The following is a 26529-nucleotide window of genomic DNA, read 5'->3' on the forward strand; positions in this document are numbered from 1 at the left end:
TCGTTTCAGCGGCCGGGAAAGGGGCGCCCGGCCCAGCCCTGGCTGAGCGGCGCGAGGTAGTAGAAGGTGATGACGCGGGACTGGAACCGCCAGCGCCCGTCCCGCCGCACCATGACATCGTCGTAGTGGCCGGCGGAGACATAGGAGACGCCATCGGTGACCGAGAGATATTCCAGGGTGATCCGCCCCTTCGCGGCGTCGCCCTCGATCTCGACGGTGCCATTGGTGCAGAAGTGCCAGAAATCCTCGGTGAGCTCCGGCACGCGCCGGCTGAAGAAATCCATCAGCGCCGCATGGCCGCGCACCGCGTCCAGCCCCTGGAAGACACCGTCCTCGGTGAAGAGGTCGATGAAGGCGGGCCAGTTCCGGTCATCCAGCAGGTGGCAATAGCGCGCGCGGAGCTGGCCGATCGCCAGCTCATCCTCGATGCGCTGGATGCGCTGCTCCAGAGACGTCATCAGAACATCTCCATCAGCTTGGCATGGTCGGACAGGTCCGCCGGCACGCCGTTGAAGATCATGCGGCCAGACTTCATCACGGCCACGCGGTCGGAGGCCGCGAAAGCCTCGCCAACATTCTGCTCCACCAGCAGGATCGACATGCCCAGCTTCTGCTGCAGCGCCCGGATCGGCGCCATCAGGTCCTGAAAGGTCTTGGGCGCGAGGCCGATGGAAGGCTCGTCCAGCAACAGGATGGAGGGCCGGGACAACAGGGCGCGCCCGATCGAGACCATCTGCTGCTGCCCGCCGGAAAGCTGCCCGGCGCGGCGGCTCCAGAATTCGCGGATGCGCGGCAGGACGGTCAGGACTTCCTCGGTGCGGGCCTCGGCCTCCGCGCCCTCCAGCCTCGCGGACCAGAGGGCCAGGGCGAAGTTGTCCCGCACCGGCAGGCCCGGGAAGACGCCGCGCCCTTCCGGCACATAGGCCACGCCTTCGCGGGCCATGACATCCGGCCTCGGCTGTATCGCCTGCCCGCGCAGGTGGATGGTGCCGGCGCTGGCCTGATGCAGCCCGAAAAGCAGCTTCAGCAGCGTCGACTTGCCCGCGCCATTATGGCCGACGAGGCAGAGCACCTCCCCCTGCGGCAGCGCCAGGTCCAGCGCCGACAGCACCTCACGGCCGCCATAGCCGGAGGTGAGGCCGCGCACCTCCAGCGCCGGCGGCGTGCCGGTGGCGGGCATGGCGGCGGTGTGGCTCATCACGGCGCTCATGTCCGGCGCTCCCCGAAATAGATGCCGATCAGCTCCGGATCGCGCAGGATGGCCTGCGGCTCCCCTTCCGCCAGCTTGGTGCCACGGTCGAGAAAGGCGATGCGTGTCGCGAGTTCCGTGACGATGTCGAGGTTGTGCTCGATCAGGCAGATCGTCACGCCCTCGGCCACCGCCGAGCGCACCAGCGAGACGAAGCGCGCCCGTGAATGCGGGTCGAGGCCGGAGGCGGGCTCATCCAGCAGCCAGATGCGCCCGCCCGTCGCCAGGATGCGGGCCATGGACAGGAACTTGCGCTCGGCATAGGCGAGATCAGCCGCGCGCGCATCGGCCAGCGCCGTCAGGCCAGTGCGGTCCAGCGCCGCCTCGACGGCGGCCTCGCGCGCGCGGCGCGCCTTGCCGCCGCCGGGCTGCCAGAGCCAGGCGCTGTGCTCGATCGCCGCCAGCACATTGTCCCGCACCGACATGCGGCCGAAGAGCCGCAGGTCCTGGAAGCTGCGGGCGACGCCCATGCGGGCGATGCGATGCGGCACCATGCCCCGCACCGCCTTGCCATCGACCAGCACCTCGCCGGCATCGGGCGGGATATTGCCGGTGATCAGGTTGAAGATGGTGGTCTTGCCGGCACCGTTGGGGCCGACCAGCGCGGTGCAGATGCCGGGCCGCAGGTCCAGGTCCACATCTTGCACCGCCGCGAGGCCGCCGAAACTCTTGGCGAGGCCCCGGACGGAGAGCGGAAGGTCCGTCATCAGCGGCGCCCCGTGGATTGCCCGGCAAGACCCGCGGGGCGGAAGATCATCAGCAGCGTCATGGCGGCGCCGTAGATGAGCTGCTGCACCGCGCCGATCTGCGTCGCCGGGATGAAGGGCAGGAAGGACAGCGCGGCCGGCAGCAGCAACAGCAGCAGCACGCCGACCAGGGGCCCCGCCAGCGTCGCGGTGCCGCCGATGATCACCATGGCCATCACCAGGATCGACTGCTCCAGCGTGAAGCTCTCCACGTTCACGAAGGCCATGTAGAAGGCGAAGAGCGCCCCCGCGACGCCCGCCAGCGTGCAGCCGAGGGCGACCGCCAGCGTCTTCAGCCGCGGCACATCCTTGCCGAAGGCCTCCGCCGCGCTTTCGCTGTCGCGGATGGCCATCAGCGCCCGGCCGAAGCTGCCCCGCATCAGCATGCGGATGGCCAGCAGCACGCAGGCCAGCACCAGCAGGCAGAAGAGCAGGAAGGTGGCGGGCGCGGAGATGTCGATGCCGAAGAGCGTCGGCAGCGGGATGCCGACCAAGCCGCCATGGCCGCCGGTCAGGACATGCGCCTCGGAGAACAGCGTCACCGCCATCATCTGCAGGCCGAGACTGGCCGCGACAAAATATTCCCCCCGCACGCGCAGCGCCGGCAGCGCGAGGCAAAGCGACAGGGCGCCGGCCAGCAGGCCGCCCGCGAGGCAGGCCAGCAGCACATCGGGGATGAACAGGATGGCGAGCTGCGCGCCCGTATAGGCGCCGATGCCGAAGAACACGGCATGGGCGATGCTGAAGATGCCGGCATAGCCGATCAGCAGGTTCAGGCTGGCCGCCAGGATACCGAAGACCGTGGCCAGGGTGGCCAGATTCAGCAGATAGGCAATCATCGCGTCACCGCCTGCCCAAAAAGGCCGCTGGGCTTGAACATGATGAAGATGAACAGCACCACGAAGCCCGCCGCGCTGCTCCATTGCGTGTCGAGCACCGAGACCACCAGGTTCTCCACCACGCCGAGCAGCAGGCCGGCCAGCGCCGCGCCGCGCAGGCTGCCGATGCCGCCCACCACCGCCGCCGCCAGGCTGATCAACATGACCTGCGCGGAGATCGCGGGCTGCAGGCCGGATGTCACGGCGGTCAGCACCGCGCCCGGCACGGCGAGCGCGGAGCCAAGGCCGAAGGCCAGGGCCGAGAGCCTGCGGGACGACAGGCCATAGGCGCGCAGCAATTCGGGATTCTCCGACAGCGCGCGCAGGCCGATGCCCGCGCGGCTGCGGTTCAGGAACACCCCGACCAGCGCGAAGAGCACCACCGCGACGCCGACCGCCACCCAGAAGATATTCGCGAGGTAGAGCCCGGGCACGACCTCCCTCGCCATGGTCAGGGCGCTGGGCACCACCGCGAAGCCACGGCCGAAGCCGATCTCGATCAGGCTCTGCACCACGATGGTCATGCCGAAGGCGGCGACGAAGACCGTGAAGAAGGAGCCTTCGTGGCGCTGGATCGGTCGGTAGATAAAGGCATCCATGCCCAGGCCGAAGGATACCGCGACAACCAGCGCGGCCAGGCAGCCCACCGGCCAGGGCAGGCCGGCCTGGCTGCACATGAGGAAGGCATAGCCGGCCAGGGCGAAGCTGGCGCCATGCGCCACGTGGAAGATGCGCGTGGCACCGAAGATCAGCGCGAAGCCAGCCGCCGTCAGGGCATAGATCGCGCCGGTCTGGATGCCGCTGACCAGAAGCTGCAGGAACAGCATGGTGTCAGGCGATCTTCTGGAAGCTGCCGCCCTGGATGCGGTTGATCTGCATGGGCATGGACATGGTGCCCTCGTCCCCGAAATTGCCCTCGCCGCCGACCAGCGGGAAGCGGCGGACCCGCAGCAGTTCCTCGCGCAGGTTCTCGCCGGTCACCGGCTTGTTCGCCTTCTCCAGCCCCTGGGCCAGCAGCGCGAAGAGCCGCATGGCGTTGTAATAGTTCTGGTTGTAGCTGGTGGGATCGGCATTGTGCTTGGCGCGCCAGTCGGTGACGAAGCGCTGCGTCAGCGGGTCGGCGGCCGACCAGTCGGAGGCCTGGCTGGTGAAGACCAGCCCCTCGCTTTCCGGTAAGGTGACGACGGAGGGGATGCTGCCGCTGGAATAGGTCAGGATTTGCTGCGACACGCCGTTGTCGCGCAGCTGCTTCACGATCTGCGCCTGCTGCGCGCCATAGCTGGCGAAATAGACGGCATCCGGCTTGGTGTCGCGCACGCGGGCGGCGATGGCCGCGAATTGCTGCGTGGCCGGCGGGATGCTGAAGCTGCCGGCCAGGCTGCCGCCAATGCCGGGCAGGCTTTCCTTCAACTGCTGCAGGATGCCGTTGCCGAGCGGATCATCGACATAGATCAGCGCGATGCGGGACAGGTTCTGCTGCTTCAGCCAGGGCAGCAGGGCCTGCACCTCCTGGTTGGCCAGGGGAATGACATTCCAGAAGTAGGGCGAGAGACCGGCGAGGTCAGGCCCGACACCGCCGCCATTGATCATCATCACCTTGCTGCGGGTGCCGATCGGCGCGGCGGCCTTGGAAACGCCGGTGAAGCCCAGCATCACATAGGAGGCCTTGTCCACATTCGCCAGCTTGGTCATGCCGACGGCGCCGCCCTGCGGCGTGGCCTGGCTGTCCTGCGCGCGGATCTCGATGGGCTTCTTCAGAATACCGTCGGCACGGACATGTTCAGCCGCCAGCTGGATGCCGTTGGTAAAGATCGTGCCGTATTCGGCATTCGGCCCGGCCATTGGGAAGAGCGTGCCGACGACATAGGCGCTTTCCTGGGCCCGCAGGATGCGCGGCGCGGCCAGCGTGGCGGCGGTGGCAGCAAGCAGGCTGCGGCGATTGAGCATTTGGACCTCCCTGACCTTTTTTCTTTGTCTGACCTCGGCGGCTGCGATATCAGCCCTGCCGCAGCGGCGCGCCTGTCATGGCCTGCAAGGCATCGAAGCCAAGGCCTTCAACCATATCCACCACGCGGAACCCCTCGGGCGTGACATCGATCACCGCCAGATTGGTGTAGATGCGCGACACGGCGGCAGCCGCGGTGAGCGGATAGGAGCAGCGCTGCACCAGGCGGGGCTGGCCCTCGCGCGTCGTGTGCTCCATGGCGACCCAGAGGCGGCGCGCGCCCACCGCGAGGTCCATGGCCCCGCCCACGGCGGGGGCCGTATCCGTCGCCGAAACGGCCCAGTTGGCGATGTCGCCATTCTCCGCGACCTCGAAGGCGCCCAGGACGCAAAGGTCCAGGTGCCCGCCACGGATCATCGCGAAGCTGTCGCCATGGTGGATATAGGCGCCGCCCTTGCGCAGCGTCACGGGCTGCTTGCCGGCATTGATCAGCCAGGGGCTCACGGCATCGGCGGCAGGGGCCGGCCCGATGCCGACGACACCATTCTCCGACTGGAAGATCACCTCGCGGTCTTCCGGCACCTGATCCGCCACCAGCGTCGGGATGCCGATGCCGAGATTCACCACCCAGCCTTCGGGGATGTCGCTTGCGAGGCGGCCGGCGATCTCGGTGCGGCTGCGGGGCTTCCAGCCCAGGTCCACTGCGCTCGGCATGGTGGCTTCCTTTCAGGCCGCTGCCGTGGCCGCGGCATAGGGCACATGCACGACGCGGTCGACAAAGACGCCCGGCGTGACGATCGCCTCGGGGTCAAGATCGCCGAGCTCGACGATGTGCTGCGCCTGCGCGACGGTCAGCTTCGCCGCCATGGCCATGACCGGGTTGAAGTTGCGCGCTGATTCCCGGTAGGTCAGGTTGCCCCAGCGGTCGGCGCGCCAGGCCTCGACCAGCGCCACGTCGCCGTGCAAAGCCTTTTCCAGCAGGTAGGTGCGCCCGTCGATCTCGCGGGTTTCCTTGCCTTCGGCGAGCAGGGTGCCGACGCCGGTCGGGGTATAGAAGGCCGGCACGCCGGCGCCGGCGGCGCGCATCCGCTCCGCCAGCGTACCCTGCGGCACGATTTCCAGCTCTATGCGCCCGGCGCGGTAGAGTTCCTCGAAGACCGACGAGCCCGGGCTTCGCGGAAAGCTGCAGACCATGCGCCGCACGCGGCCCAGTTCCAGCAGCCGCGCCAGGCCCGTGCGGCCGGAGCCCGCGTTGTTGGCAACGACGGTGAGGTCCTTGGCGCCTTGCTCGATCAGGCCCTCGATCAGCGCATCGGCCTGGCCAACGGCGCCGAAGCCGCCCAGCAGCACGCAGGCACCATCCTGCGTATCGGCGAGAGCATCGGCGACGGTCTGCACGCGCTTGTCGATCATGGAAGCCGGCGCCCCGCGCGGCGCGGTGGGTCCGTCCGGGTCGTCAGGCGTGGGCACATAGCCCCAGAACCTCTGGGTTTCGTCATCTCGCTGGCGCCTCCCTCGTGGGCCTCCGGCTGTTGCGCCGGGGGCCGTCAGTGCACTTGCGCCGGCCTCTGCGGGCCGTGTGGATTCTTGCGGAGTTTGTCCGTATAGCGGACAATTGTCCGTGAAACTGCATCATGACGAACTAGCCGCAGCGTGCTGTCAAGCGAATTCTCCACGCGCGACGCGAGGTGAAATGCGCCTTGCGAGCGGATGATGCGCAGCAGTATGCGGTTCACGGCATTCGGGCGCGAGACCAGGGATAACGCTATGCAGGCCGCACAGGCGCTTACACGGTGACAGCGAATTCTGCTGCATCTGCGAAGAAGACTTCCCGGCAGGCGGAATCCGACTTGAACGACTCGCCGGCACGCGGGCCCGATTTCGTGGCGGCGCTGGAGCGTGGCCTAGCGGTGTTGGAGACCTTCGGCCGGGGGCGGGAAAGGCTGACGCTGACCGAGGTTGCGGCGCATACAAATCTCAGCCGCGGCACCGCGCGGCGCTTCCTGCTGACGCTGGTGGAGCTGCAGTTCCTGGCGAGCGACGGCAAGAACTTCTGGCTGACGCCGCGGGTGCTGGACCTCAGCCACGGATACCTTTCTTCCTTCGGGCGCGGCGATGTCGCGCGGCCGATCCTGCAGGCGGTGTCGGAGAAGTTCCAGGAGTCCTGCTCCATGGCGGTGCTGGAGGGCGCCGACGTGATCTATGTCGCGCGGGTCGAGGCGCGGCGCGTCTTTTCCTCCCGCATCGATGTCGGCACGCGGCTGCCGGCCCATTGCTCCTCGCTGGGCCGCGTACTGCTGGCGGCCCTTCCCGAGGATCAGTTCGAGGCCTGGCTGGGGCGGCATGAACTGACAGCCTGGACAGAGCGGACGATCACCGACCCCGGGCGTTTCCGGGCACGGATTCAGGAAGTGCGGCGCGCCCGGCATGCGATCATCGATGGGGAGATGGAACTCGGCATCCGGTCCGTCGCCGTGCCCATCGTCAACCGGCTTGGCGCCACAGTGGCCGCGTTGAACATCGGCACATCGGCGGCGCGCGTCTCGCTCGACCAGTTGCGCCGCACCTTGCTGCCGGCACTGCGGGAAGCCGCGCAACAGATCGGCGCCGCCCTCGATGGCTGGTAACGCCGTGAGAACGAGAAACGGGAGAGGCAGATGGACTGGATCGAGGCAAACGGCGCGGGCCTGCGCTATGCCCTGAGCGGCAAGGGCCGCCAGACGCTGGTTCTGGTGCATGAGATGGGCGGCACGCTGGAAAGCTGGGACATGCTGGTCCCGCAACTCGATCCACGGTTCCGGGTGCTGCGCTACGACACCCGCGGGGCTGGCATCTCGACCAAGGCGCGGTCACCGCTGAGCATCGACACCATGGCGCAGGATCTTGAATCCCTGCTCGATGCGCTGGGAGTGGATGGTCCCGTCCTGCTCGCCGGATGCGCTGTGGGCGGCGCCATCGCCCTGCATTTCGCGGCGACGCGGCCATCGCGCGTGCTAGGGCTGATCGCCATGGGGCCGGCGACCGGCATCCCGGAGGAACGCCGGCAGGCCATCCTCGATTACGCCGACACGGTGCAGCGCGATGGCATGGCCGCCGTGGCCGAGACGGAACTGGCGCGCAGCTACCCTGAGATTCTGCGCAGCGATGCCGCGCGCTTCCGCAGCTTCCGCGCACGCTGGCTGGCCAATGATCCGGACAGCTATGCCGCCATCTACCGCATGCTGGCGGGGCTCGAGATGCAGGCCGGCATCGCCTCCATCCGCTGCCCGGCGCTGTTCATGGCCGGCCAGCACGACCCGCTCCGCCCGCCCGCCATGATCGAGCCCTTGTCGCGCCTGGTGCCCGGGGCATCCTTCCAGGCCGTGGAGAGCGGGCATTTCATGGCGGTGCAAACGCCGGAGATCGTGGCCGAGGCCTTCAACCTCTTTCTGGCACGCTTCTGAAGGCGATGCCTCGGCGGGATGCAGCCGGGCACTGCCGCGATGGCGCCGGAGCCCCGCCGCTAACGCGGCACGGCTGTCGCGCAGCTTTGCCCGCCATCGACGGGCAGGCACACGCCGGTGATGAAGCCCGCCTCGTCGGAAGCCAGGAAAACGGCGGCGCGGGCCACGTCCCAGGCATCACCCATGCGGCCCATGGGCACCGCGCGCGCCCTGGCCTCCGTCATGTCCTCCACCGAGGCATAGTGGGCGGCGATCTGCTTGTAGATCAGCGGGGTGTCGATCATCCCTGGCATGATGCAATTGGCGCGGATGCCCTGCGCGGCATACTGCATGGCAAGGGCCACCGTCGCCTGGTTCACCGCCGCCTTGGAGGCGTAGTAGGAAAAATACGGATAGCCGGTCCAGCGCACCGCCGCGAGCGAGGAGATGTTGACGATCGCCCCGCTGCCCTGGCGCAGCATCTGTGGCAACACGGCTTTGGCGGTGCGGAACACCGAATGCAGGTTCAGGTCCATGGCACGCTGGAACTGCGCCTCCTCCAGCTCCAGCGGCCCGCCGGAGACGGTGACGCCGACGTTGTTGTGGAGCACATCAATGCGGCCGAAGCGGGCGAGCGCGGCCGCGACGGCGGCGGTGACGGAGCCGAGTTCCGTCACGTCCACGGGGAGGGCCAGCGCCTCGAAACCCTCGCCGCCGATGATGCCGGCAGTTTCCTCCGCCGCCTCGGCGGAAAGGTCGAGGCAAACGACCCGGGCGCCTTCCCGCGCATAGGCCACCGCCGCCGCCTTGCCATTGCCCCAGCCGGGGCCGGAGGAGCCGGCGCCGAAGACCAGGGCCACCTTGCCCTGCAGGCGGCCCCTGCCCGGCCCGCTCATCAGAGGAACCCCACGGAGATCCAGGGCACCGCCGCCACGATCACCAGCCCGACCAGAAGGGCGCCCAGATAGACCCAGATGCGCCGCAGCCCCGCATCCGGATCGACGCGCCCGATGGCACAGGCGGTGTAGTAGCCGATGCCGAAGGGCGGCGCGAAAAGCCCCAGCCCCATCGCGAGGATGGTGACCATCGCGTAGTGCACCTCATGGATGCCGAGCTGATGCGCGATGGGAAAGAGCAGCGGCGCGAAGAGCACCATGGCCGGAATGCCCTCCAGCACGCTGCCCAGCACGATAAAGGCCACGATGGACACGGCCATGAAGCCGGCGGCCCCACCCGGCAGGTTGGTCATGGCGTGGGCGAGGTCGGCGGAGAAGCCGGACTGCGTCAGCGACCATGCCATGGCCGTGGCGGCGCCGATGATCAGCAGGATGGCGCCGGACAGGCTCGCCGTGTCCACCAGCATCGGCCCCAGCCGCCGCATGTCGAAGCGGCGGTAGAGCAGGAGCCCGGCCAGGGCGGCGTAGATGATGCCGATGGTCGAGACCTCGGTGGTGGTGGCGATGCCCTCCACCACGGCGGCGCGGATGATGAAGGGCAGCGCCAGCGCCGGCAGGGCGATGCCGAAGCTGCGGACGATCTCGGCCCAGGAGGCGCGGCGCACGTGGGAGACATCCTCGTGCCGGTAACGGTGCCGCACCACCAGACAGAGCATGATGCCCAGCACCACCGCCGGCAGGATGCCACCCGCGAAGAGCGCCGCGATGGAGACGCCGGTGACGGAACCGATGGTGATCAGCACCAGGCTGGGCGGCACTGTCTCCGTCTGCGCCCCGGTGGCGGAGAGCAGGGCGGCGAGGTCACCGGGATCGGCGCCACGGGCCTTCATCTCGGGAAACAGGGCGGGGGCGATGGCGGCCATATCCGCCGCCTTGGCGCCGGAAATGCCGGAGACAACATACATCGCCCCGATCAGCACATAGGAGAGCCCGCCGCGCACGGAGCCGAGCAGCGCGGCCAGGAAGGCGACCATGGCCTGCGCCATGCCCGTCATCTCGATCAAGAGGCCGAGGAAGACGAAGAGCGGTACGGCCAGCAGGATGAGGTGCGACATGCCCTCCTCCATCCGGCCCACCATCACGAAGATCGGGATATCGGTGGAAAGTCCCAGATACCCCATGGTGCAGATGGCAAAGGCGAAGGCGATGGGCACGCCGGAGAGCACAGCCAGGGCGACGCCCGCCACCAGGAAGATCAGCAGGTTCAGGTTGCCCAGCGGCGGGAAGGCCGGCGCCAGCGCCACCAGCCCGGCCACCGCCGCGCCGGTCAGCACCAACCCGAGGGCACTGCGTCCCAGGCTTTCGGCCCGCGCCAGCCGGCACAGCGCCATGAAGGCCATCAGGCCCATGCCGGCGGGCAGGGCCGCGGCGCGCCAGGTATTGGCGATGCCGAGGGCGGGCGTCGTGACGAAGGCTTCCTCCTCCGCGTATTCGATTGCGGTGGGCAGCAGGATGAGCAGGAAGGCCAGCGGCACCGTCAGGGCCAGCACCTCCAGCAGGCCCCGCAGCCCGGGGCGGGCGCGGGCCAGCAGCGCCGTCATGCGCATATGCACCCCGCGCCGGAAGGCGATCACCGCCCCCAGCATGGCGAGCCACATGAAGAGTATCGTGGCCAGCTCATCCGCCCAGATCAGGGGGGTATGCAGCGCGTAGCGCGCCAGCACGCCGGCGAAGAGCAGCACGATCTCGGCCGCCACCAGCAGGGCGGCGGCGGTGGAGACCAATCCTCCCACCACGCTTTCCAGCCGGTAGAGGGCCGTGCGGAACAGGCCATCCGCCTCCCGCGCACCATCCGCCACGGCGGCCTGCGGCAGGGCCATGTTCAGGCCAGCCCGCCCACGGCGCCCTCAAGCAGGGCCCAGGCCTCGGGGCCGAACTTGCCCTTCCATTCGTTGTAGAAGCCGGCCTGTTGCAGCTTGGCGCGGAAGGGCGCGGCATCGGGCGTGTTGAAGGTGACGCCGCGTTCGCGGAGCTGGCCTTCCAGCTTCGCGTTCAGGGCGGCGACATCCTCGCGCTGGCGCATGGCGGCGGCGTTCAGCTCCCGCTCCACGACGACGCGGGACGCGGCCGGCACGGCGCTGAAGGCGCGGCGGTTGGCGATCAGCCAGAAGCCGTCCCACATGTGGTTGGTCATGGCGCAGTATTTCTGCACCTCGTAGAGCTTCGCCGTTTCCACCACCGCCAGCGGGTTTTCCTGCCCGTCCACGATGCGCGTCTGCAAGGCGGAATAGGTTTCGGCGAAGTTGATCGAGGTGGGCGCCGAGCCGAAGGCGGTGAACATCGAGGTCCAGAGCGGGCTGACGGGCACGCGGATCTTGAAATTCGCCAGGTCCGCCGGCGTGTTGATCGGCTTGTGGGACGAGGTGATCTGCCGGAAGCCGTTGTCCCAGATCCGCTCGAACATGATCAGCCCGGCCTTGCCGACCTCCGCCCGCACATGGGCGCCCAGCGCGCCGTCCATCGCCTTCCACACCGTGGGATAGTCCGTGAAAGCGAAGCCCACGCCGTTGATGGAGGCCGCCGGCACCAGGGTGGAGAGGATGAGGCCCGAGATGGTCATCATCTGCACCGCGCCGGCGCGCACCTGGCTCAGCACGTCGGTATCGGCGCCGAGCTGGTTGGAAGGGAAGATCCGCAGTTCCACCTTGCCATCCGTCTCACGCGCGATGGCCTCCGCTGCCTCGCGCAGCCGGACATTCAGCGGGTGGGTGGCCGGCACGTTGTTGGAGATCCGCAGCGTGGTCTCCGCCGCCCTGGCCCGCCCGATAAACAGCAGCGGCAGGCTGCCCGCGGCCGTGCCCAGAACCGCGCGACGGCCGAAGCCCGTGGTGATGCTCATCCGATTTCCTCTCCCAAATCTTTTTCGCTGCGTCCCCGGAGGGCATGGCAGCCATCCACATCGTGGATGGCAACTTTGATAGAAAGTTAAAACGAATTGCCAGACGCCGTAAATGATCTATCGTCAAACCCCATGGGAGACGCAAGAAAGGTCCATATTGTGGACGGTGGCGCCGGAGCCTCGCGCCGCCCCACCTCCGGCGCCCAGAGCAGCGAGCGGGTGATCGCCCTGCTCAAGCTCGTGGCCGGGCAGTCCACGGCCGGCATCGGGCTGGCGGAACTGGTGGAGGCCAGCGGCCTGAACCGGCCGACCGCGCGGCGCCTGCTGCTGGCCCTGATGCGTGGCGGGCTGGTGGAACAGGATGCGCACAGCCGCCGCTACCACCTCGGCCCCGAGAGCTATGTCCTGGGCACGCTGGCGGCCGACCGCTTCGGCATCCACCGGCTGGCGATGGACGGGCTGGCCCGGCTGGCACAGGCCAGCGGCGATTCCGCCTTTCTCTGCGTGCGGCGGGAGATGTTCACCGTCTGCCTGCACCGCGAGGAAGGCTCCTTTCCCATCCGCACCCATGTGCTGGCCGCCGGCATGCGGCATCCGCTGGGCGTGGGCGGCGCCGGCCTCGCCCTGCTGGCCGCGCTGCCGGACCCGGAGGTGGAGGCGGCGCTGGAGGCCAATGCCGGGCTGCTGGCCACAAGCTACCCGCAGCACAGGCCGGAGCGGCTCCGGGCGCTGGTGGCGGAATGCCGGATGCGGGGCTTCGCCATCAATCCCGGCCTGGTGGTCTCGCATTCCTGGGGCATGGGCCTCGCGGTGCGGGACGCGGCGGGCGAGCCGGTGGCCGCGCTTTCCCTCGCCGCCATCGAGAGCCGCATGGGCCCGGACCGGCAGCCCGAGTTGGCAGCCCTGCTGCGCGAGGAAGTGACGCGGCTGGAAGCAAAACTGAAAAATGCCGGCAGGCTGCGGGCCGAGCGTCCGGTAGCCCGCAAAACCTCGGGGAGGAAAATGGCGTGAGAAACCGTGCCGCGATCGTTGGCTGGGCGCATTCGCCCTTTGGCCGGCTGGAGGAACCGGATGTGGAGGCGCTGATGGCCCGCGTGGCCGGCGCCGCCTTGCAACATGCGGGCGTGGAGGCCGCGGATGTCGATGCCATCACGGTCGGCGTCTACAACAACGGCTTCTCCCGCCAGGGTTTTGAGGGCGCGCTGGCCGGGCTGAACGAGCCCGGCCTCGCCCATACGCCTTCCACGCATTACGAGAATGCCTGCGCCACCGGCTCCGCCGCCCTGTATGGCGCGCTGGATTTCGTCGAAAGCGGGCGCGGGCGCATCGCGCTGGTCATCGGCGCGGAAAAGATGACCGCCATCCCCACCGCGCGCACCGGCGAGATTCTGCTGTCCGCCAGCTATGCGAAGGAGGAAGCGGATGTGGAGGGCGGCTTCGCCGGCATCTTCGGCCGCATCGCCCAGACCTATTTCCAGCGCTACGGCAACCAGAGCGAGGTGCTGGCGCAGATCGCCGCCAAGAACCACCGCAACGGCGTGGACAACCCTTACGCGCAGATGCGCAAGGACCTGGGCTTCGATTTCTGCTCGACGGTATCGGACAAGAACCCGCTGGTCGCCGGCCCGCTGCGCCGCACAGACTGCTCCCTCATCTCGGATGGCGCCGCCGCGCTGGTGATCGCGGATGCCGAGACGGCGGCGGGGCTCTCCCGCGCCGTGTCCTTCCGCGCACGGCAGCAGGCGAATGACATCCTCCCCCTCTCCCGCCGCGACCCTATCGCCTTCGAGGGCGCGCGCCGGGCCTGGGACCGGGCCAAGGCGGAGGCCGGCATCACACTGGACGACCTCGGCTTCGTTGAGACGCATGACTGCTTCACCATCGCCGAGCTGATCGAATACGAGGCCATGGGCCTCGCCCCGCCCGGCCAGGGCTACCGCGTGGTGCGCGAGGGCACGGCCCTTCCCGGCGGCAGGCTGCCGATCAACCGCTCCGGCGGCCTGAAGGCCAAGGGCCACCCGATCGGCGCCACCGGCGTCTCCATGCATGCCATGGCCGCCATGCAGTTGTGCGGCGAGGCGGGGGCGATGCAGCTCCCCGAACCGCGCCTGGGCGGCGTGTTCAACATGGGCGGCACGGCGGTGGTCAATTACGTCTCCATCCTGGAACGCACGCGGTGAGCGCCTTGATGCAGCCCGCCTCCCGCCGCGTTGCCAACCTGTCCTACTTCCTGACCCGCGCGGCGCGGCGCCTGCCGGACCGCTCGGCCATCCTCTGGGGCGAGCGGCGCTGGAGCTGGCGGGACCTGGATGGCCGCGTCTCCGCCCTCGCCCGCGCCCTGGCGCGGCGCGGCATCGTAAAGGGCGACCGCATCCTGGTGCATGCCAGGAATGGCAATGGCATTATCGAGACGATGCTCGCCGCCTTCCGCCTCGGCGCCGTCTTCGTGCCCACCAACTTCAGGCTGACGCCGGCCGAGATCGGCTTCATGGCCACCCAGTCCGGCGCGCGCGCCTTTCTCTGCCACGGGGATTTCCCGGAGCACGCCGAGGCGGTGCGGGCGGCGCGGCCGGATCTGGCGGTCTTTGGCTGGATCGAGGGCGCGGGGGCGGATGCGCTCGATGCCTGGATCGCGGCCGAGGATGCCGCGCCGCTGCGCGATGCCGATGTCGAATATGACGATCCCTGCTGGTTCTTCTACACCTCCGGCACCACGGGCCGGCCCAAGGCGGCGGTGCTGACGCATGGGCAGATGGCCTTCGTGCTGAACAACCACCTCAACGACCTGATGCCCGGCACGACGGAGCGGGACGCCTCGGTGGTGGTCGCGCCGCTGTCCCATGGCGCCGGCGTGCATGCCATGACGCAGATCGCCTGCGGCGCCGTCACCATCCTGCCGGCGGGCGAGCGGCTGGACCCGGCGGAAATCTGGAGCATCGTCGCCACCCACCGCGTGACCAATATGTTCACCGTGCCGACGATCCTGAAGCTGCTGGTGGAGCACCCTTCCCTGGCGGCGGCCGATACTTCCTCGCTGCGCCACGTCATCTATGCCGGCGCGCCGATGTACCGGGAGGACCAGAAGCGCGCCCTGGCCGCCCTGGGCCCCGTGCTGGTGCAGTATTTCGGGCTGGGCGAGGTCACCGGCAATATCACCGTGCTGCCGCCGGCGCTGCATGTGGCGGAGGATGGGCCGGAGGCGCGCATCGGCACCTGCGGCATCGAGCGCACCGGCATGATGGTGGAGATCCAGGACCCCGAGGGCCGCCCGGTGCCGCCGGGCACCGATGGCGAGATCTGCGTCTGCGGCCCCGCCGTCTTCGCCGGATACTGGGAGAATCCCAAGGCCAATGCGGAGAGCTTCCGCAACGGCTGGTTCCGCACCGGCGACCTCGGCCACATGGATGCGGAAGGCTTCCTGTTCATCACCGGCCGGGCCTCGGACATGTATATCTCCGGTGGCTCCAACGTTTATCCGCGCGAGGTGGAGGAAAAGATCCTGGCCTTTCCCGGCATCGTCGAATGCGCGGTGCTGGGCGTGCCGGACCCGCTCTGGGGCGAGACCGGCATCGCCGTCGTCGTCCCGCAGGCGGGCGCGCAGGTCGATTCGGCGGCGCTGCTGGCCTTCCTCGGCGAGCGGCTCTCCCGCTACAAGCTGCCGCGCCATGTCTTCGTGCAGGAGGCCCTGCCGAAATCGGGCTATGGCAAGATCACCAAGGCGCTGGTCCGCCAGGACCTGGAGGCGCGCGGCCTGCTGCCCCTGCCCGCCACGCCACGGGACAAGGTGGCCTGATGCGCCGGCAGCAGCAGCCGGGGCCCGCGGCGGCCGAGCGGCTGACCATTCAAGCGGGGAAGCTGGCGCGGTTCAGCGTCATGCTAGAGGCCGGCGTGACGCTGAACGAGGCGGTGGCCCGCGCCATGCGCGCCGAGGGCCATCGGAGCGGGGTGCTGGTGCTGCATGGCGGGGTGTTCCGGCGGCTGCGCTACGTCATCCCCGCCCTGTCCACCGAGCCGCGCTACGCCGCCTACTACTCCCAAACCCATGAGGCCGCGGCCCCCGCGCGCGGCGGGCAGGTGAACATCACCTTCGGCGAACGCGAGGATGGCCCCTTCGCCCATATTCATGCGAGTTGGACCGGGGCCGATGGAAAGCGCGCCGCCGGCCATATCCTGCCGCTGGAGACGATGCTGGCCGAGCCGGTGGAGGCTGAGGCCTGGGCTGTCGAGGGTGCCGGCTTCACGGTCCGCCCGGATGCGGAAACCAACTTCTCGCTCTTCACGCCGGAAGCCTGGGCCGCGCCAACCGGCCCGGCCACCGGGGCACTGGTCAAGATCCAGCCGAACGAGGATGCCTGCGCCGCCTTGGAGGCCGCCTGCGCCCGGCTCGGCTGGCCGGCGGCGCGGGTTTGCGGCGGCCTCGGCAGCCTGGTGGGTGCGCGCTTCGCCGATGGGCGCTGCATGGGCATGGCGCCGGCCGAGGTGCTGGTGCGGGACGGCCAGGTGCTGCCCGCCCAGGGCCAGGAGCCACCGCGCGCCGCGTTGACCCTGCTGGCCGTGGATCACGAGGGGCGGGTGGAGGAAGGCGCGATCCTGCCCGGCGAGAACCCAGTGCTGATGACCTTCGAGCTGCTGCTGGCGCCGCTGCCGGAGGCTGCCGGGCCAGCGCCACGCTGAGCCGCTGCCGGCAGGAGACCTGCCGGCCCTGGAAGCGCCGCCTCAGGCGCCGCTCAACCGCTTCAGGCTGATCCGGGGCGAGGCGGCCTGCACGGCCAGCAGCCAGTGGTCGGCCTGGGTCACCTGGAGAATGTTGCGCGGACGATGGGCCACGATATTGGTGCCCCCGGCATGCCGCACGCTGTCATAGATGATGCCCGCCCCGCCCGAGGCACGGATGCTTTCCCCCAGGAGCTGGGAGGCCGCGTAGCTGCCGGTGGCATAGACCTCCGGCCGCGCCGCCTGCTGCCCCCGAAGGTCCAGGTAATCCCCCGCGAGGCTGGCCGTGTAGGTCCGGAAGGCCCGTTGCAGCCTGGGCGCACCGGTGGCCACGGCTTCCCGCCGCAGGTGGTGCGCCACTTCGATGGCCGCTGTCCGCAGGCTGGCCGCGGCATACCAGGCCCCCAGGTCCGGCCCGTTGAAGCGCGCGCCCGAGGGCGGCGCGTGCAGGAAGGTGGCCATGACGACGCTGGAATTCGGGCGGCCGTAGACCCATTCCGCCTCGGGCAGCCGCCGCAGCCGCTCTTCCACCAGCCGGTCGTTGGTCCAGCCGGCAAGCTCCATGACGGCTTCGGCATCCGCCGCCGTGGCCACGGTGTCGAACAGCCCGATGGGCGGGAATTTCGAGGGAATCAGGCGGTAGCTGGGGGCCGGAGCGGCCGCATGGGCATCCATCAAGAGATGATCAGATCCTCGTCCGTGTAAGGCCGGGCGTTCTGGTCGAGCGCCTCCACCGGCTCCATGTAGAGGCCGCCGCGCGCGGCATCGAGGAAGCGGCGCACCGTCATCAGCCCGTCCTGGGTGCCGCTGGTCACCAGATCCAGCGGCGGCCTGCCGCCAAAGACGATCGCCCCATGCGGGGCCCGCAGCCACGCCATCCCTTCCCGCTCACTGCCATGCAGCACGCCAAGGGCCTGATGGATGCCGAGCACGGCCGAGATCCGCGTCAGCACATCGGCATCAAGGGTGATCTCGCCATGCTCGCGAACCGTCTTGGCCCATTTGTGGAAGGTCGAGCGCGGCGGGTAGCCGAGCACCAGCAGGCGTTGGGTCTCGTCGAGCCCCCAGAGATCGGCAATGGCCAGGAAGGTCCGCAGTCCGGGAGCACTGAGGCGGCGGCGGTTTTCCGGCGCGAAGCGGCTCCGGTCCAGGCGGTACGGCCTGGGGGCGACAGGCGAGCGTGCGGCACTCTGGACAGCGGTCATAAGGCGGCCTCCTATGCCTCGATATGGACTATGCTCATATCAGGACAATGTCAAAGGATTAAAGCCCCTGCTGAGCCATGGCGTTCATTTCTAAAGCCCGAGGGGAAAGCCCTGGGTTAAGATACAACCCAGAATGCCCTTAGGTGCTTTCCGCCTAGGTTGCTTTAGCCTAGAAACAGCGGCTCACACGTGAGGGGATGATGGACGGCCAAGGTAACCTCGTCCCACGGCTGGAGATGTTGTTCGGAAACGTCTGGCAGGCCGCGCTGGACCATGCCGGAATATTGTCCCGGCGCCGGGCGCGCGACATCGGGGCCGGGGATGGCCCCAGCGGTGCGCTCCGCGCCCTGATCGAAACCTTGGAAGCCACGCCGGCCTCGGCCTGGCCGGAGCGTTGGCGTGGGCTGGGCAAGGCTTCGGAGACCTGCCCCACCCTGGCCCTCTTCCCCCAGGACCTGCTGGAAGGCCGCATCCAGCCGCAGGACGCCGTGATCGTCTGGGACCGGCGCCCCCGGCTTCATGCTCCGGCTGCGCATGTGAACATCGCCGTCGGCTACTTGCCGAAAGGCTGCTTCACGGGGCTCCCCCGCGACCACGGATCCAGGACGCGCTGGCGGCTCTGGTGCAGCCAGTGGGACGGGAGCCACGGCGCCACGACGCCGGACTGGATGCGGCGGGCGGAAGAAACGCCGGAAGGCCTGCTGGCGGAATGGGTTGCCCGGGGCGCCATGGACGAGGCCGAACTGGCACTTGCGCTCACCACCCTTTCCGCGCGCATCGCCGGCTTCTCGCGCCAGCGGATGCTGGACATGGCCGAGGCACGCCGCGCGGGTGCCCCGCAGGTGGCGCGGTGATGCCCCCGGACGAGCAAGCAGACCAGACGGAACTGGCGCGGCTGCGGCGCCGTGAAGCCGAGCTGGAGGCCGAGGTCGCACAGCTCCGGGCTGGCATGAGGGAAGAGGGCTCAGCCTCGCCCGGTTCACTCAACGCCGCGCTGCAGCGCGTCAACGCCGAGTTGCGCCGGAGCCAGGCCGAACTCCAGAAGAGCTCGGAGCTCCACCGGCTCATCCTGGAGAGTGCGACCGACTACGCCATCTTCAGCATGGACCTGTCGGGCAGGGTGACATCCTGGAACGAGGGGGCGCGGCGCACCCTCGGCTGGGAGGAGGCCGAGATCCTCGGCCAGCCGGGCAGCGTGATCTTCCTGCCCGAGGATCGGGCCACCGGCCTGCCCGGCGCCGAGATGGACATCGCCCTGGAGCACGGCCGGGCGGAGGGTGAGCGCTGGCACGTCCGGAAGGACGGCTCGCGCTTCTGGGCCCGCGGCCAGATGATGCCGCTCCGGGACGGCGAGGTGCGGGGCTTCCTCAAGATCCTGCGGGACCGCACGGAGGAGCGCCGGTCCCAGCAGGAAGCCGAGCTGGCCGAGGCGCGCGCCGCTGACCTGCTTGAAGCCATGGGCGATGCCTTCATGGCCATGGATCGCGACTTCCGGATCGTGCAAGTGAACGGCAGGGCAATCGAGCTTGAGGGCAGGTCCCGCGAAGACCTGCTCGGCCAGGTGCACTGGGACCTCTGGCCAGCCTCCGTGGGCACGCCGCTGGAGGCGGCCTACCGGCGCTGCCTGGAGGAACGCGTCCCCGTCACTCTCGAGAACCACTATGTCTCGGACCACCGCGACACATGGTTCGAGATCCGGGCCTATCCGACGGCCGATGGCATCGTGGTCTTCTACCGCGACATCAGCGACCGGAAGCGCGACGAGCATGTGCTGCGCATGCGGGCGCGCAGGCTGGAGATCGTGTCCGAGACCGCGGCCAGGTTCCTCGACACAGGGGACCCGGACGAGGTTCTGCGATCGCTCTTCCAGTCGCTGGCCGATGAATTCGGCATCGATGCGGCATTGAGCTTCGTGGCCGATGAAGGAGAAAACGCGCTGCATCTCGCCGCCCGCTTCGGGCTGCCGCCGGAGGTCGAGGCGGAGGTCGCGCGGATCGACATGGACGGCAGCTCCGTGTGCGGCCATGTCGCGTGCACCCGGCGGGCCATGTATGTCGGCAACGTGCAGGCCAGCGACGATCCCCGCACGGGCATCGTCCGGCGGCATGGCATCCGCGCCTATGCCGCCTTCCCGCTGCTGGCGGCGGAACGGCTTCTGGGCACCTTGTCCTTCGGGACGCGGCGCCGCGACCGCTTCTCCAACGCCGACCTGCTCTTCATGGGCACCCTGGCGCAACAGGCCGCCGCGGCCCGCGAGCGCCTGCGCGCCGAAACCGAGCTGCGCCAGCAGACGGACCTGCTGGCGACCATCACGGAGCATGCCGCTGAGGCGCTGTTCCTGATGGACCCTGAAGGGCGCATCACCTTCGCCAACCCGGCCGCCGAGCAGATGTTCGGCTGGCAGCGCGGCGAGCTGATGGGCCGCGCCCTGCATGACCTCCTGCATCACCACCACGAGGACGGCCAGCCCTACAGCGCCAGCGAATGCCCGCTGGTCCGGGCACTGTCGTCCGGCGAGGTGCTGCGCGGGCATGAGGACGTGTTTTTCCGCAAGACCGGCGACACGGTCGACGTCGCCTGCTCGAACGCGCCGATCCTGGTGGAGGGCCGGGTCACGGGCGCCGTTCTGGTTGTGCATGACATCACAGAGCGCAGGCGGGCGGTGCGGGCCCTGGCGGAGAGCGAGGCGCGGCTGCGGGAAAGCGAAGGCCGCTTCCGGCTGCTCGCCTCCTCCTCGCCGGCCATCATCTGGCTCGGCCACCAGGACGGGACGCTGAGCTACCTCAACGATGCCTGGTACGAATATACCGGCCTGACAGCGGAGGAATCCCTCCCCCTCGGCTGGGACAGGATCCTGCATCCCGAGGATGCCGGAACGCTTCTCACCGCCTGGCAGAAAGCCCGCAGCGAGGGCGGCATCTATGCCGTGGACTGCCGCTTCCGGCGCCATGACGGCGCCTACCGGTGGTTCCAGATCCGTGGCATGCCGGTGCGCGACACCAGCGGCGAGATCACCGTCTGGCTCGGCAACAACACCGACATCCACGACCGCCGCACGCTGGCAGACGCGCTGCTGGCCATCAACGAGGCGCTGGAAGCACGCGTCGCGGAACGTACCGCGGACCTGGACCGCATGTGGCGCCTCTCGACGGATATCATGCTGGTCGGGCGCTTCGATTCGACGATGACGGCGGTAAACCCCGCCTGGCGGACGCTGCTGGGCTGGAGCGAGGCGGAGCTGCTCGGCAGCCGCTTCCTCGACCTGATCCACCCGGAGGATCGTGAAGCCAGCACGGCGGCCGTGGGCCAGCTTGCCGAAGGGGCGCGGGTCCTCCACTTCCAGAACCGCTACCGGCACAAGGACGGCAGCTACCGGTGGATCTCCTGGACCGGCGTTCCGGATGAAAGCTTCATCCACGCCGTGGGGCGCGACATCACGGCCGAGAAGATCGCGGCCGAGGAACTGGAGCGGGCGCAGGAGCAGCTTCGTCAGTCCCAGAAGATGGAGGCCGTCGGCCAGCTCACCGGGGGCCTGGCGCATGACTTCAACAACCTGCTGACCGGCATCACCGGCAGCCTGGACCTGATCGGGCTCAGGATCGCCCGGGGCCAGACGCAGGATCTCTCACGCTACCTGGAAGCCGCCCAAAGCTCGGCACAGCGCGCGGCCACGCTGACCCATCGGCTGCTGGCCTTTTCGCGGCGGCAGACGCTCGACCCGAAGCCGACCGGCATCACCCGGCTTGTCAGCTCGATGGAAGACCTCATCCGCCGGTCCGTCGGGCCCGCCATCCAGGTCGAGACGGCGATACCGCCGGACCTGTGGATGACGCTGTGCGACCCCAACCAGCTTGAGAACGCGTTGCTCAACCTGGCGATCAACGGCCGCGACGCCATGCCGGATGGCGGGCGCCTCACCATCGAGGCGGTCAACAAGTCGCTGGGCGACCCGCGCGCGGCACGGCTGCGCGGGGTGGAGCCGGGCGAGTATGTGATGGTTTCCGTCACCGACACCGGCACCGGCATGCCGCCCGAGGTCGCCGAACGGGCTTTCGAGCCCTTCTACACCACCAAGCCGCTGGGCCAGGGGACCGGCCTCGGGCTGTCGATGGTCTATGGCTTCGCGCAGCAGTCCGGCGGGCGCGTGCGCATCACCAGCGAGGTGGGCCGGGGCACCGCCGTGCACATCTACCTGCCGCGCTATGTCGGGGAGACCGTGGCCGATGTGGCGGCCGAAGCGCCATCCGGCGCTCTCGGCGCCGGGGCGAAGGGATCGGTGCTGGTGGTGGATGACGAGCCGGTCATCCGCATGCTGGTCACCGAGGTCCTCGAGGAACTCGGCTATGACACCATCGAGGCGGCCGATGGCCCGGAAGGCCTGCGCATCCTTCAGTCCCCCCGGCGCCTGGACCTGCTGGTGACGGATGTGGGCCTGCCGGGCGGCGTGAACGGGCGGCAGCTGGCGGATGCCGCGCGCCAGCACAGGCCGGGGCTGAAGGTGCTCTTCATCACCGGCTATGCCGAGAATGCGGTGATCGGCAATGTGAGCCTCGAGCCCGGCATGCAGGTCATCACCAAGCCCTTCGCGATGACCGCTCTGGCCAGCCGCATCCGCGCCATGACCGGTGATGCGCTGAACGAGACCTGCGAGCCTTGAGGTGAAGGGTTGGTGGGCGTGGAAGACCTCCGGGCCTCCGCCGGCTGTCAGCCCCGGACGGAGAACCGTTCATAGGCGGTGAAGCGGCGCATCGGCGGCTCCACCTCGCGGCCATAGATGCTCTCGCAGAGGAAGGCGCATTCGGCGGCCTGCGCACCCTCCACCACGTCGATGTACCAGGCCCTGGGGTGTTCGTTGGCCTCGCCGTTCCACCGGTAGCCCCGCGCCTTCAAAGTATCCTTGTGGTGGAACGGCGCCTCGGCCGCCCAGATGCGCCAGCTTGGGCGCCGGGCGTTCTCCAGCAGCCGGGCCAGGCCGGTGACGCCGGAGCGGAGCAGCGGCCGCGCCAGGATCTGCAGCGTCGCCTGGCAGTCGTGCACGGCGCGGTGGCCGTCGAAGAACAGCCCGTGCTTCATCGCCAGATAGCCCAGCCTGCTGCCTTCGAACCCCTCGGCCGCCCAGTCGACATCCTTCAGCGAGCAGGCCCAGGGCTTCTCCGCGAAGGCGCCGCAGAAGGCTTCGGCGAACCGGCGGTCGAAGCCGGCATTATGGGCGATCATGAGAGCGGCCGGCTCGATGAACCGCGCCACTTCGGCGGGGTCGATGCTATGGCCGGCCACCATCTCGTCCGTCAGGCCTGTCAGGGCCGTTATGGCGGGCGGGATGGGCACGGAGGGCTGCCGAAGCTGGCTGAACGCCTCCCCCACCGAATAGACCGTGCCGTCCAGCCCGTAGGTGAAGGGCAGCATGGCGATCTCGATGATCTCGTCCCGCAACGGGTCGAGCCCGGTCGTCTCGAGGTCCAGGAGCAGGCCAAGGCGGGTCCGGGTGCCGTCGGGGATCGCGGCCTGTGGGTGAGGTCTCACCCGGCGGAGCACGCGGTACTGCCCACTGGCCTCCAGCAACGCCGCCATCTCTTCCAGCGCGTGGAGGTCAGGTGCGGTCACGGCATCATGTGGCATGCCGCTTCCATGACGCCCGGCGCCGATATGCGCCAGTGGATCAGAACAGGAATAGCACTTTGATGGTCTCTCAGGGCGCGCCCTTAACCCCGGCGCGCATTGCGGCGCGGCCACGCAATCGGCGGATGCCGGGCGGCGGTTTTCCTTTGCCAGCGGCGCGCCGGAGGAAGAAGCATGCACCTGGCAGAGTGGCTGCAACAGGAAGGCCGGCCATGTCCATCGCACGCGAACGCGGGCTGGAAGCGCAGAGGCTCATCGAGGCGGCCCGCTCCCTCAGCCCGGCCATCACCGGCCTGCGGGACGATATCCAGCGCGAAAGGCGGTTGCCCGCCGTCCTCATCGAGCAGCTCCGCGAGCATGGCTTCTTCTCGCTGTTCCTGCCGCGGCGGCTGGGCGGCCTCGAGCTGAGCCTGACCGACTACCTCCAGGTCGTGGAGGAGATGAGCCGGGTGGACGGCACCGTGGGATGGTGCGTGACCATCGGTGGCGGCGCTCCGCCCTGGCTCTCGGGCTTTCTGCCCGAGGCTGCCGCCCACCGGATCTTCGTGGCGGAGCGGGCGCTGGTGTCCGGCAACCTCGCGCCCCTCGGCCGGGCGGTGCCGTTACCAGGGGGCTACCGCGTGAGCGGACGCTGGGCCTATGGCAGCGGCATCCTGCACAGCGCCTGGATCGCCACGGGATGCGTGGTGATGGAGGATGGTGTCCTGCGCCGGGCACTGGACGGCACCGTCGATACCCGCATCCTGTTTCTTCCGACCGGCGAGGCGGAGATCATCGACACCTGGCATGTCGGAGGCCTTCGTGGAACCGGCAGCCACGACTACCGCATGGCCGATGTCTTCGTCCCGGCTTCCCATGCCCTGGCACCGGATCAGGAGCCGGTGCAGCCCGGCCCCCTTTACACGATACCGCGGCACACCGTCCTCGGCCTCACGATCGCGGCCGTGCCGCTCGGCATCGCGCGGGCGGCGCTGGATGCGGTCAGGGAGATCACGGCCGGCAAGACCCCCCGCATCCGGCCGGAGCTGCTGCGGGACCGGCCCGTCGTTCACGCCACCCTCGGGCGGGCGGAAGCGCAATTGCGGGCCGCCCGTGCCTTCCTGCTCGAAGCCTGCGAGGCCGCCTGGAGCACCGCGGCGGGCGGCGGCACCGTCACCCTGGAGCAGCGGGTGGCGGTGCGGCTGGCCCTGGCCCAGGCGGGGGAGGTGTCGAAATCCGTGGTGCAGGCTGCCTATGACATCGGCGGCGGCACCTCGATTTACGACCACTGCCCTCTGCAGCGCTGCTTTCGCGACGTGCATACGGCCTCTCAGCATGCCCAGGTTCAGAGTGCGAATTTCGAAACCGCCGGCCGCGTTCTGCTGGGCATCGAGCCGGGCACGCCGGTTCTCTGATACCGTGCTGGCCGCTGGCCGATCAGAACCCCAGCCGGAGCTGCTCGGGCGGCTCGGCACGCGCATCGGCCCCGCCGTGCATCAGGTCGCACAGGGCCGGATCGAGTTCGGCCAGGAGCCCATCGATGACCTCGGCGACATGGGCCTGGGGCAGAGCCGGGCTGATGGCCTTCAGGTAACCACGCCCCTCCCCCTTGGCTTCCCGCAGGGTGCAGCCGTTGCGGAGCGCCTGGGCCAGTGCCTGGCGCACGCGATGGGCGGTGACGGGGTCCACCAGGGATGGCGTCTCATCGGGCATGAATACGGCTCCGGCATCAGGATCATTTATGAGAACAAATAGAGTACGATTCGGAGCACCTTGTCGACCCGAGATGTCGTGATCGCCTGCCACCCTAAAGCTGAAGCCGTGTTGCCCAACGGCTTGGCCGCCCGCGCTGGATGTGCCGGTTCCGACCGGCCGGGCGCCGACCCTTCCGGCCTTCTGGGCGTTAAAGGCCAGGACAGGCCAGGCTGCGGCGCTTCGTCCTCCGGGCCTGCCGACTGATGTGGAGGCCCAGCCCGTGAAGGAACATGCCGGGAAGCGCGTGTCGGTGCGGCAGATGATCGCCAGCCTGCTCCGCCTCGCCCATGCCGATGCCCAGGACGCACGGCGGCTGGCGCAGGCCGGCGGCACCCGGAATGCCGCCCGCCTGCTGCGCGATGCCGCCACACGCCTGATCGAGGCCGTGGTGGCCTCCGAGCAGGGCTATGCCGGCCCTCCCGAGACAAGCCGCATCGATGCGCGCAATCCGCTGAAAGCCAGTCTCCTGCGGCTCGATGCCCTGCCCCAGGACCTGCCGGCCCTGCGGCGGGATGGGCGCCTGGCGGCCTTGCCCCCGGCCGCGTCGGTGCTGGAGCCGCTTGGCGATCTCAGTGCAACGCTGGATCGCCTGGCACAGCATTTCGGCGTGGACCTGGACGGCTCCGCACCCGCGGCCACCGCTGATCCCCTGCGGCCCGAGGTGCAGGCACCGCCGCCGCCGCCCAAGCCTCCCGAGACGCCCGGGCGGGAGCCGGCGCAGGCGCGCCGCCCTCCCGCCAAGCTCTCACCGTCGCCGGAGGAGAAGCATGACCACAGGCCCCGCTCCCGCGCCGGCCTGTCCTCGGGCAGCTTCTGGTCGCTGGCGGACCGCTGGGGGCTCGCCGCGCCCGATGCCCTCGCGCTCATCGGGTCCGATCGGGGCCTGAGTAAGTCGGGCGCCCGTCCGCGCTTCAAGCTGACCGACAGTCAGGCTGAGATCCTGGCCGCCATGCGGTCGCTCGATGCGGCACTGGGGCAACTGGGGCTCGATCCGGGGCCGTGGCTTTCGGCGCCGCTCCGCCCGGAACCCTTCCGGGGCGCCAGGCCGCTGGAGGTCATCCGCAAGCGGCGGCTCCAGGGGCTCCGGGATGTCAGCCGCCACCTTATGCAGATGAGCCTGCGCCTGTCTCTTCAGCAGGCCTAGTGTCCTGATCGCGAAATTCCTATGATCATGCAGGTGATCGTAGGGAGAGCCGCGATGGGCAGACCGGCGGTAACGATCA

Annotated in this window: 25 protein-coding genes; 10 read left to right on the forward strand and 15 right to left on the reverse strand. The window is 69.2% G+C overall.

Annotation, left to right across the window (positions count from 1 at the left end):
* Positions 1 to 5: 5 nt before the first annotated feature.
* The 8 genes from EBE87_RS18655 to EBE87_RS18690 are packed head-to-tail and all read right to left on the reverse strand — an operon-like array spanning position 6 to position 6231.
* The gene (locus EBE87_RS18655; RefSeq protein ID WP_120637286.1) at positions 6 to 458 is read right to left on the reverse strand and encodes a nuclear transport factor 2 family protein; all 453 of its coding nucleotides are present in this window, start codon (positions 456 to 458) and stop codon (positions 6 to 8) included.
* On the reverse strand, positions 458 to 1210 hold the full coding sequence (locus EBE87_RS18660; RefSeq protein ID WP_233553100.1) for an ABC transporter ATP-binding protein: 753 nt from the start codon (positions 1208 to 1210) through the stop codon (positions 458 to 460). The genes EBE87_RS18655 and EBE87_RS18660 overlap by 1 nt, the downstream gene beginning before the upstream one ends.
* Positions 1207 to 1956, reverse strand: coding sequence for an ABC transporter ATP-binding protein (locus EBE87_RS18665; RefSeq protein ID WP_120637285.1), 750 nt, complete (start codon positions 1954 to 1956; stop codon positions 1207 to 1209). The genes EBE87_RS18660 and EBE87_RS18665 overlap by 4 nt, the downstream gene beginning before the upstream one ends.
* On the reverse strand, positions 1956 to 2834 hold the full coding sequence (locus EBE87_RS18670) for a branched-chain amino acid ABC transporter permease (RefSeq protein WP_120637284.1): 879 nt from the start codon (positions 2832 to 2834) through the stop codon (positions 1956 to 1958). The genes EBE87_RS18665 and EBE87_RS18670 overlap by 1 nt, the downstream gene beginning before the upstream one ends.
* The gene (locus tag EBE87_RS18675; RefSeq protein WP_120637283.1) at positions 2831 to 3700 is read right to left on the reverse strand and encodes a branched-chain amino acid ABC transporter permease; all 870 of its coding nucleotides are present in this window, start codon (positions 3698 to 3700) and stop codon (positions 2831 to 2833) included. Before EBE87_RS18675 ends, EBE87_RS18670 begins: the two co-directional genes overlap by 4 nt.
* Positions 3701 to 3704: 4 nt before the next feature.
* The gene (locus EBE87_RS18680; protein WP_120637282.1) at positions 3705 to 4820 is read right to left on the reverse strand and encodes an ABC transporter substrate-binding protein; all 1116 of its coding nucleotides are present in this window, start codon (positions 4818 to 4820) and stop codon (positions 3705 to 3707) included.
* 49 nt (positions 4821 to 4869) lie between these two features.
* Positions 4870 to 5532: a 3-oxoacid CoA-transferase subunit B gene (locus EBE87_RS18685; RefSeq protein ID WP_120637281.1), complete on the reverse strand. Its 663-nt coding sequence runs from the start codon at positions 5530 to 5532 to the stop codon at positions 4870 to 4872.
* 12 nt (positions 5533 to 5544) lie between these two features.
* Positions 5545 to 6231, reverse strand: a complete 687-nt coding sequence (locus EBE87_RS18690; protein WP_120637280.1) for a 3-oxoacid CoA-transferase subunit A — start codon at positions 6229 to 6231, stop codon at positions 5545 to 5547.
* Positions 6232 to 6668: 437 nt separating this feature from the next.
* Between EBE87_RS18690 and EBE87_RS18695 the strand changes: the two genes are divergently transcribed.
* On the forward strand, positions 6669 to 7445 hold the full coding sequence (locus EBE87_RS18695; protein WP_120637279.1) for an IclR family transcriptional regulator domain-containing protein: 777 nt from the start codon (positions 6669 to 6671) through the stop codon (positions 7443 to 7445).
* 30 nt (positions 7446 to 7475) lie between these two features.
* Entirely contained in the window at positions 7476 to 8261 is a 786-nt protein-coding gene (locus EBE87_RS18700; RefSeq protein ID WP_120637278.1) for an alpha/beta fold hydrolase, read from the forward strand.
* A 59-nt stretch (positions 8262 to 8320) separates the two neighbouring features.
* On the opposite strand, the gene EBE87_RS18705 is transcribed toward EBE87_RS18700, so the two are convergent.
* From EBE87_RS18705 to EBE87_RS18715, 3 genes are read right to left on the reverse strand one after another with little or no spacing between them, the layout of a single operon-like run.
* Positions 8321 to 9136: an SDR family NAD(P)-dependent oxidoreductase gene (locus tag EBE87_RS18705; RefSeq protein ID WP_120637277.1), complete on the reverse strand. Its 816-nt coding sequence runs from the start codon at positions 9134 to 9136 to the stop codon at positions 8321 to 8323.
* On the reverse strand, positions 9136 to 11016 hold the full coding sequence (locus EBE87_RS18710) for a TRAP transporter large permease (protein ID WP_120637276.1): 1881 nt from the start codon (positions 11014 to 11016) through the stop codon (positions 9136 to 9138). The genes EBE87_RS18705 and EBE87_RS18710 overlap by 1 nt, the downstream gene beginning before the upstream one ends.
* Before the next feature lie 2 nt (positions 11017 to 11018).
* Positions 11019 to 12035 carry a TRAP transporter substrate-binding protein gene (locus tag EBE87_RS18715; protein WP_120637275.1) on the reverse strand — a complete coding sequence of 339 codons (1017 nt, stop codon included), beginning with the start codon at positions 12033 to 12035 and terminating at the stop codon, positions 11019 to 11021.
* A 159-nt stretch (positions 12036 to 12194) separates the two neighbouring features.
* On the opposite strand from EBE87_RS18715, the gene EBE87_RS18720 reads away from it, so the two are divergent.
* From EBE87_RS18720 to EBE87_RS18735, 4 genes are read left to right on the forward strand one after another with little or no spacing between them, the layout of a single operon-like run.
* On the forward strand, positions 12195 to 13046 hold the full coding sequence (locus EBE87_RS18720; RefSeq protein ID WP_233553099.1) for an IclR family transcriptional regulator: 852 nt from the start codon (positions 12195 to 12197) through the stop codon (positions 13044 to 13046).
* Complete coding sequence (locus EBE87_RS18725) at positions 13043 to 14215, forward strand: acetyl-CoA acetyltransferase (protein ID WP_120637273.1); 1173 nt, start codon at positions 13043 to 13045, stop codon at positions 14213 to 14215. The genes EBE87_RS18720 and EBE87_RS18725 overlap by 4 nt, the downstream gene beginning before the upstream one ends.
* Entirely contained in the window at positions 14212 to 15828 is a 1617-nt protein-coding gene (locus EBE87_RS18730; protein WP_233553098.1) for an acyl-CoA synthetase, read from the forward strand. The genes EBE87_RS18725 and EBE87_RS18730 overlap by 4 nt, the downstream gene beginning before the upstream one ends.
* The gene (locus EBE87_RS18735) at positions 15828 to 16709 is read left to right on the forward strand and encodes a PPC domain-containing DNA-binding protein (RefSeq protein ID WP_120637272.1); all 882 of its coding nucleotides are present in this window, start codon (positions 15828 to 15830) and stop codon (positions 16707 to 16709) included. The genes EBE87_RS18730 and EBE87_RS18735 overlap by 1 nt, the downstream gene beginning before the upstream one ends.
* 42 nt (positions 16710 to 16751) lie before the next feature.
* Here EBE87_RS18735 and EBE87_RS18740 read toward each other — a convergent pair whose 3' ends face one another.
* Entirely contained in the window at positions 16752 to 17423 is a 672-nt protein-coding gene (locus EBE87_RS18740; RefSeq protein ID WP_120637271.1) for an RES family NAD+ phosphorylase, read from the reverse strand.
* Positions 17423 to 17953 carry an MbcA/ParS/Xre antitoxin family protein gene (locus EBE87_RS18745; RefSeq protein ID WP_120637270.1) on the reverse strand — a complete coding sequence of 177 codons (531 nt, stop codon included), beginning with the start codon at positions 17951 to 17953 and terminating at the stop codon, positions 17423 to 17425. Before EBE87_RS18745 ends, EBE87_RS18740 begins: the two co-directional genes overlap by 1 nt.
* A gap of 236 nt (positions 17954 to 18189) precedes the next feature.
* Here EBE87_RS18745 and EBE87_RS29060 point away from each other — a divergent pair, with 236 nt between their 5' ends.
* Both EBE87_RS29060 and EBE87_RS18750 read left to right on the forward strand, forming a co-directional pair.
* Positions 18190 to 18807: a hypothetical protein gene (locus tag EBE87_RS29060; protein WP_158600828.1), complete on the forward strand. Its 618-nt coding sequence runs from the start codon at positions 18190 to 18192 to the stop codon at positions 18805 to 18807.
* On the forward strand, positions 18807 to 22610 hold the full coding sequence (locus EBE87_RS18750) for a PAS domain S-box protein (RefSeq protein WP_158600827.1): 3804 nt from the start codon (positions 18807 to 18809) through the stop codon (positions 22608 to 22610). The genes EBE87_RS29060 and EBE87_RS18750 overlap by 1 nt, the downstream gene beginning before the upstream one ends.
* Positions 22611 to 22657: 47 nt before the next feature.
* On the opposite strand, the gene EBE87_RS18755 is transcribed toward EBE87_RS18750, so the two are convergent.
* The gene (locus EBE87_RS18755) at positions 22658 to 23572 is read right to left on the reverse strand and encodes a 3'-5' exonuclease (RefSeq protein ID WP_120637268.1); all 915 of its coding nucleotides are present in this window, start codon (positions 23570 to 23572) and stop codon (positions 22658 to 22660) included.
* Positions 23573 to 23784: 212 nt separating this feature from the next.
* Here EBE87_RS18755 and EBE87_RS18760 point away from each other — a divergent pair, with 212 nt between their 5' ends.
* The gene (locus EBE87_RS18760) at positions 23785 to 24966 is read left to right on the forward strand and encodes an acyl-CoA dehydrogenase family protein (RefSeq protein ID WP_158600826.1); all 1182 of its coding nucleotides are present in this window, start codon (positions 23785 to 23787) and stop codon (positions 24964 to 24966) included.
* Between the two features lie 22 nt (positions 24967 to 24988).
* Here EBE87_RS18760 and EBE87_RS18765 read toward each other — a convergent pair whose 3' ends face one another.
* On the reverse strand, positions 24989 to 25264 hold the full coding sequence (locus EBE87_RS18765; RefSeq protein WP_120637266.1) for a hypothetical protein: 276 nt from the start codon (positions 25262 to 25264) through the stop codon (positions 24989 to 24991).
* A 262-nt stretch (positions 25265 to 25526) separates the two neighbouring features.
* On the opposite strand from EBE87_RS18765, the gene EBE87_RS18770 reads away from it, so the two are divergent.
* Positions 25527 to 26450, forward strand: a complete 924-nt coding sequence (locus tag EBE87_RS18770; protein WP_147425981.1) for a hypothetical protein — start codon at positions 25527 to 25529, stop codon at positions 26448 to 26450.
* The last annotated feature ends 79 nt before the right edge of the window (positions 26451 to 26529 follow it).

Source organism: Teichococcus wenyumeiae (assembly GCF_003696345.1).
GTDB classification, from domain to species: domain Bacteria; phylum Pseudomonadota; class Alphaproteobacteria; order Acetobacterales; family Acetobacteraceae; genus Pseudoroseomonas; species Pseudoroseomonas wenyumeiae.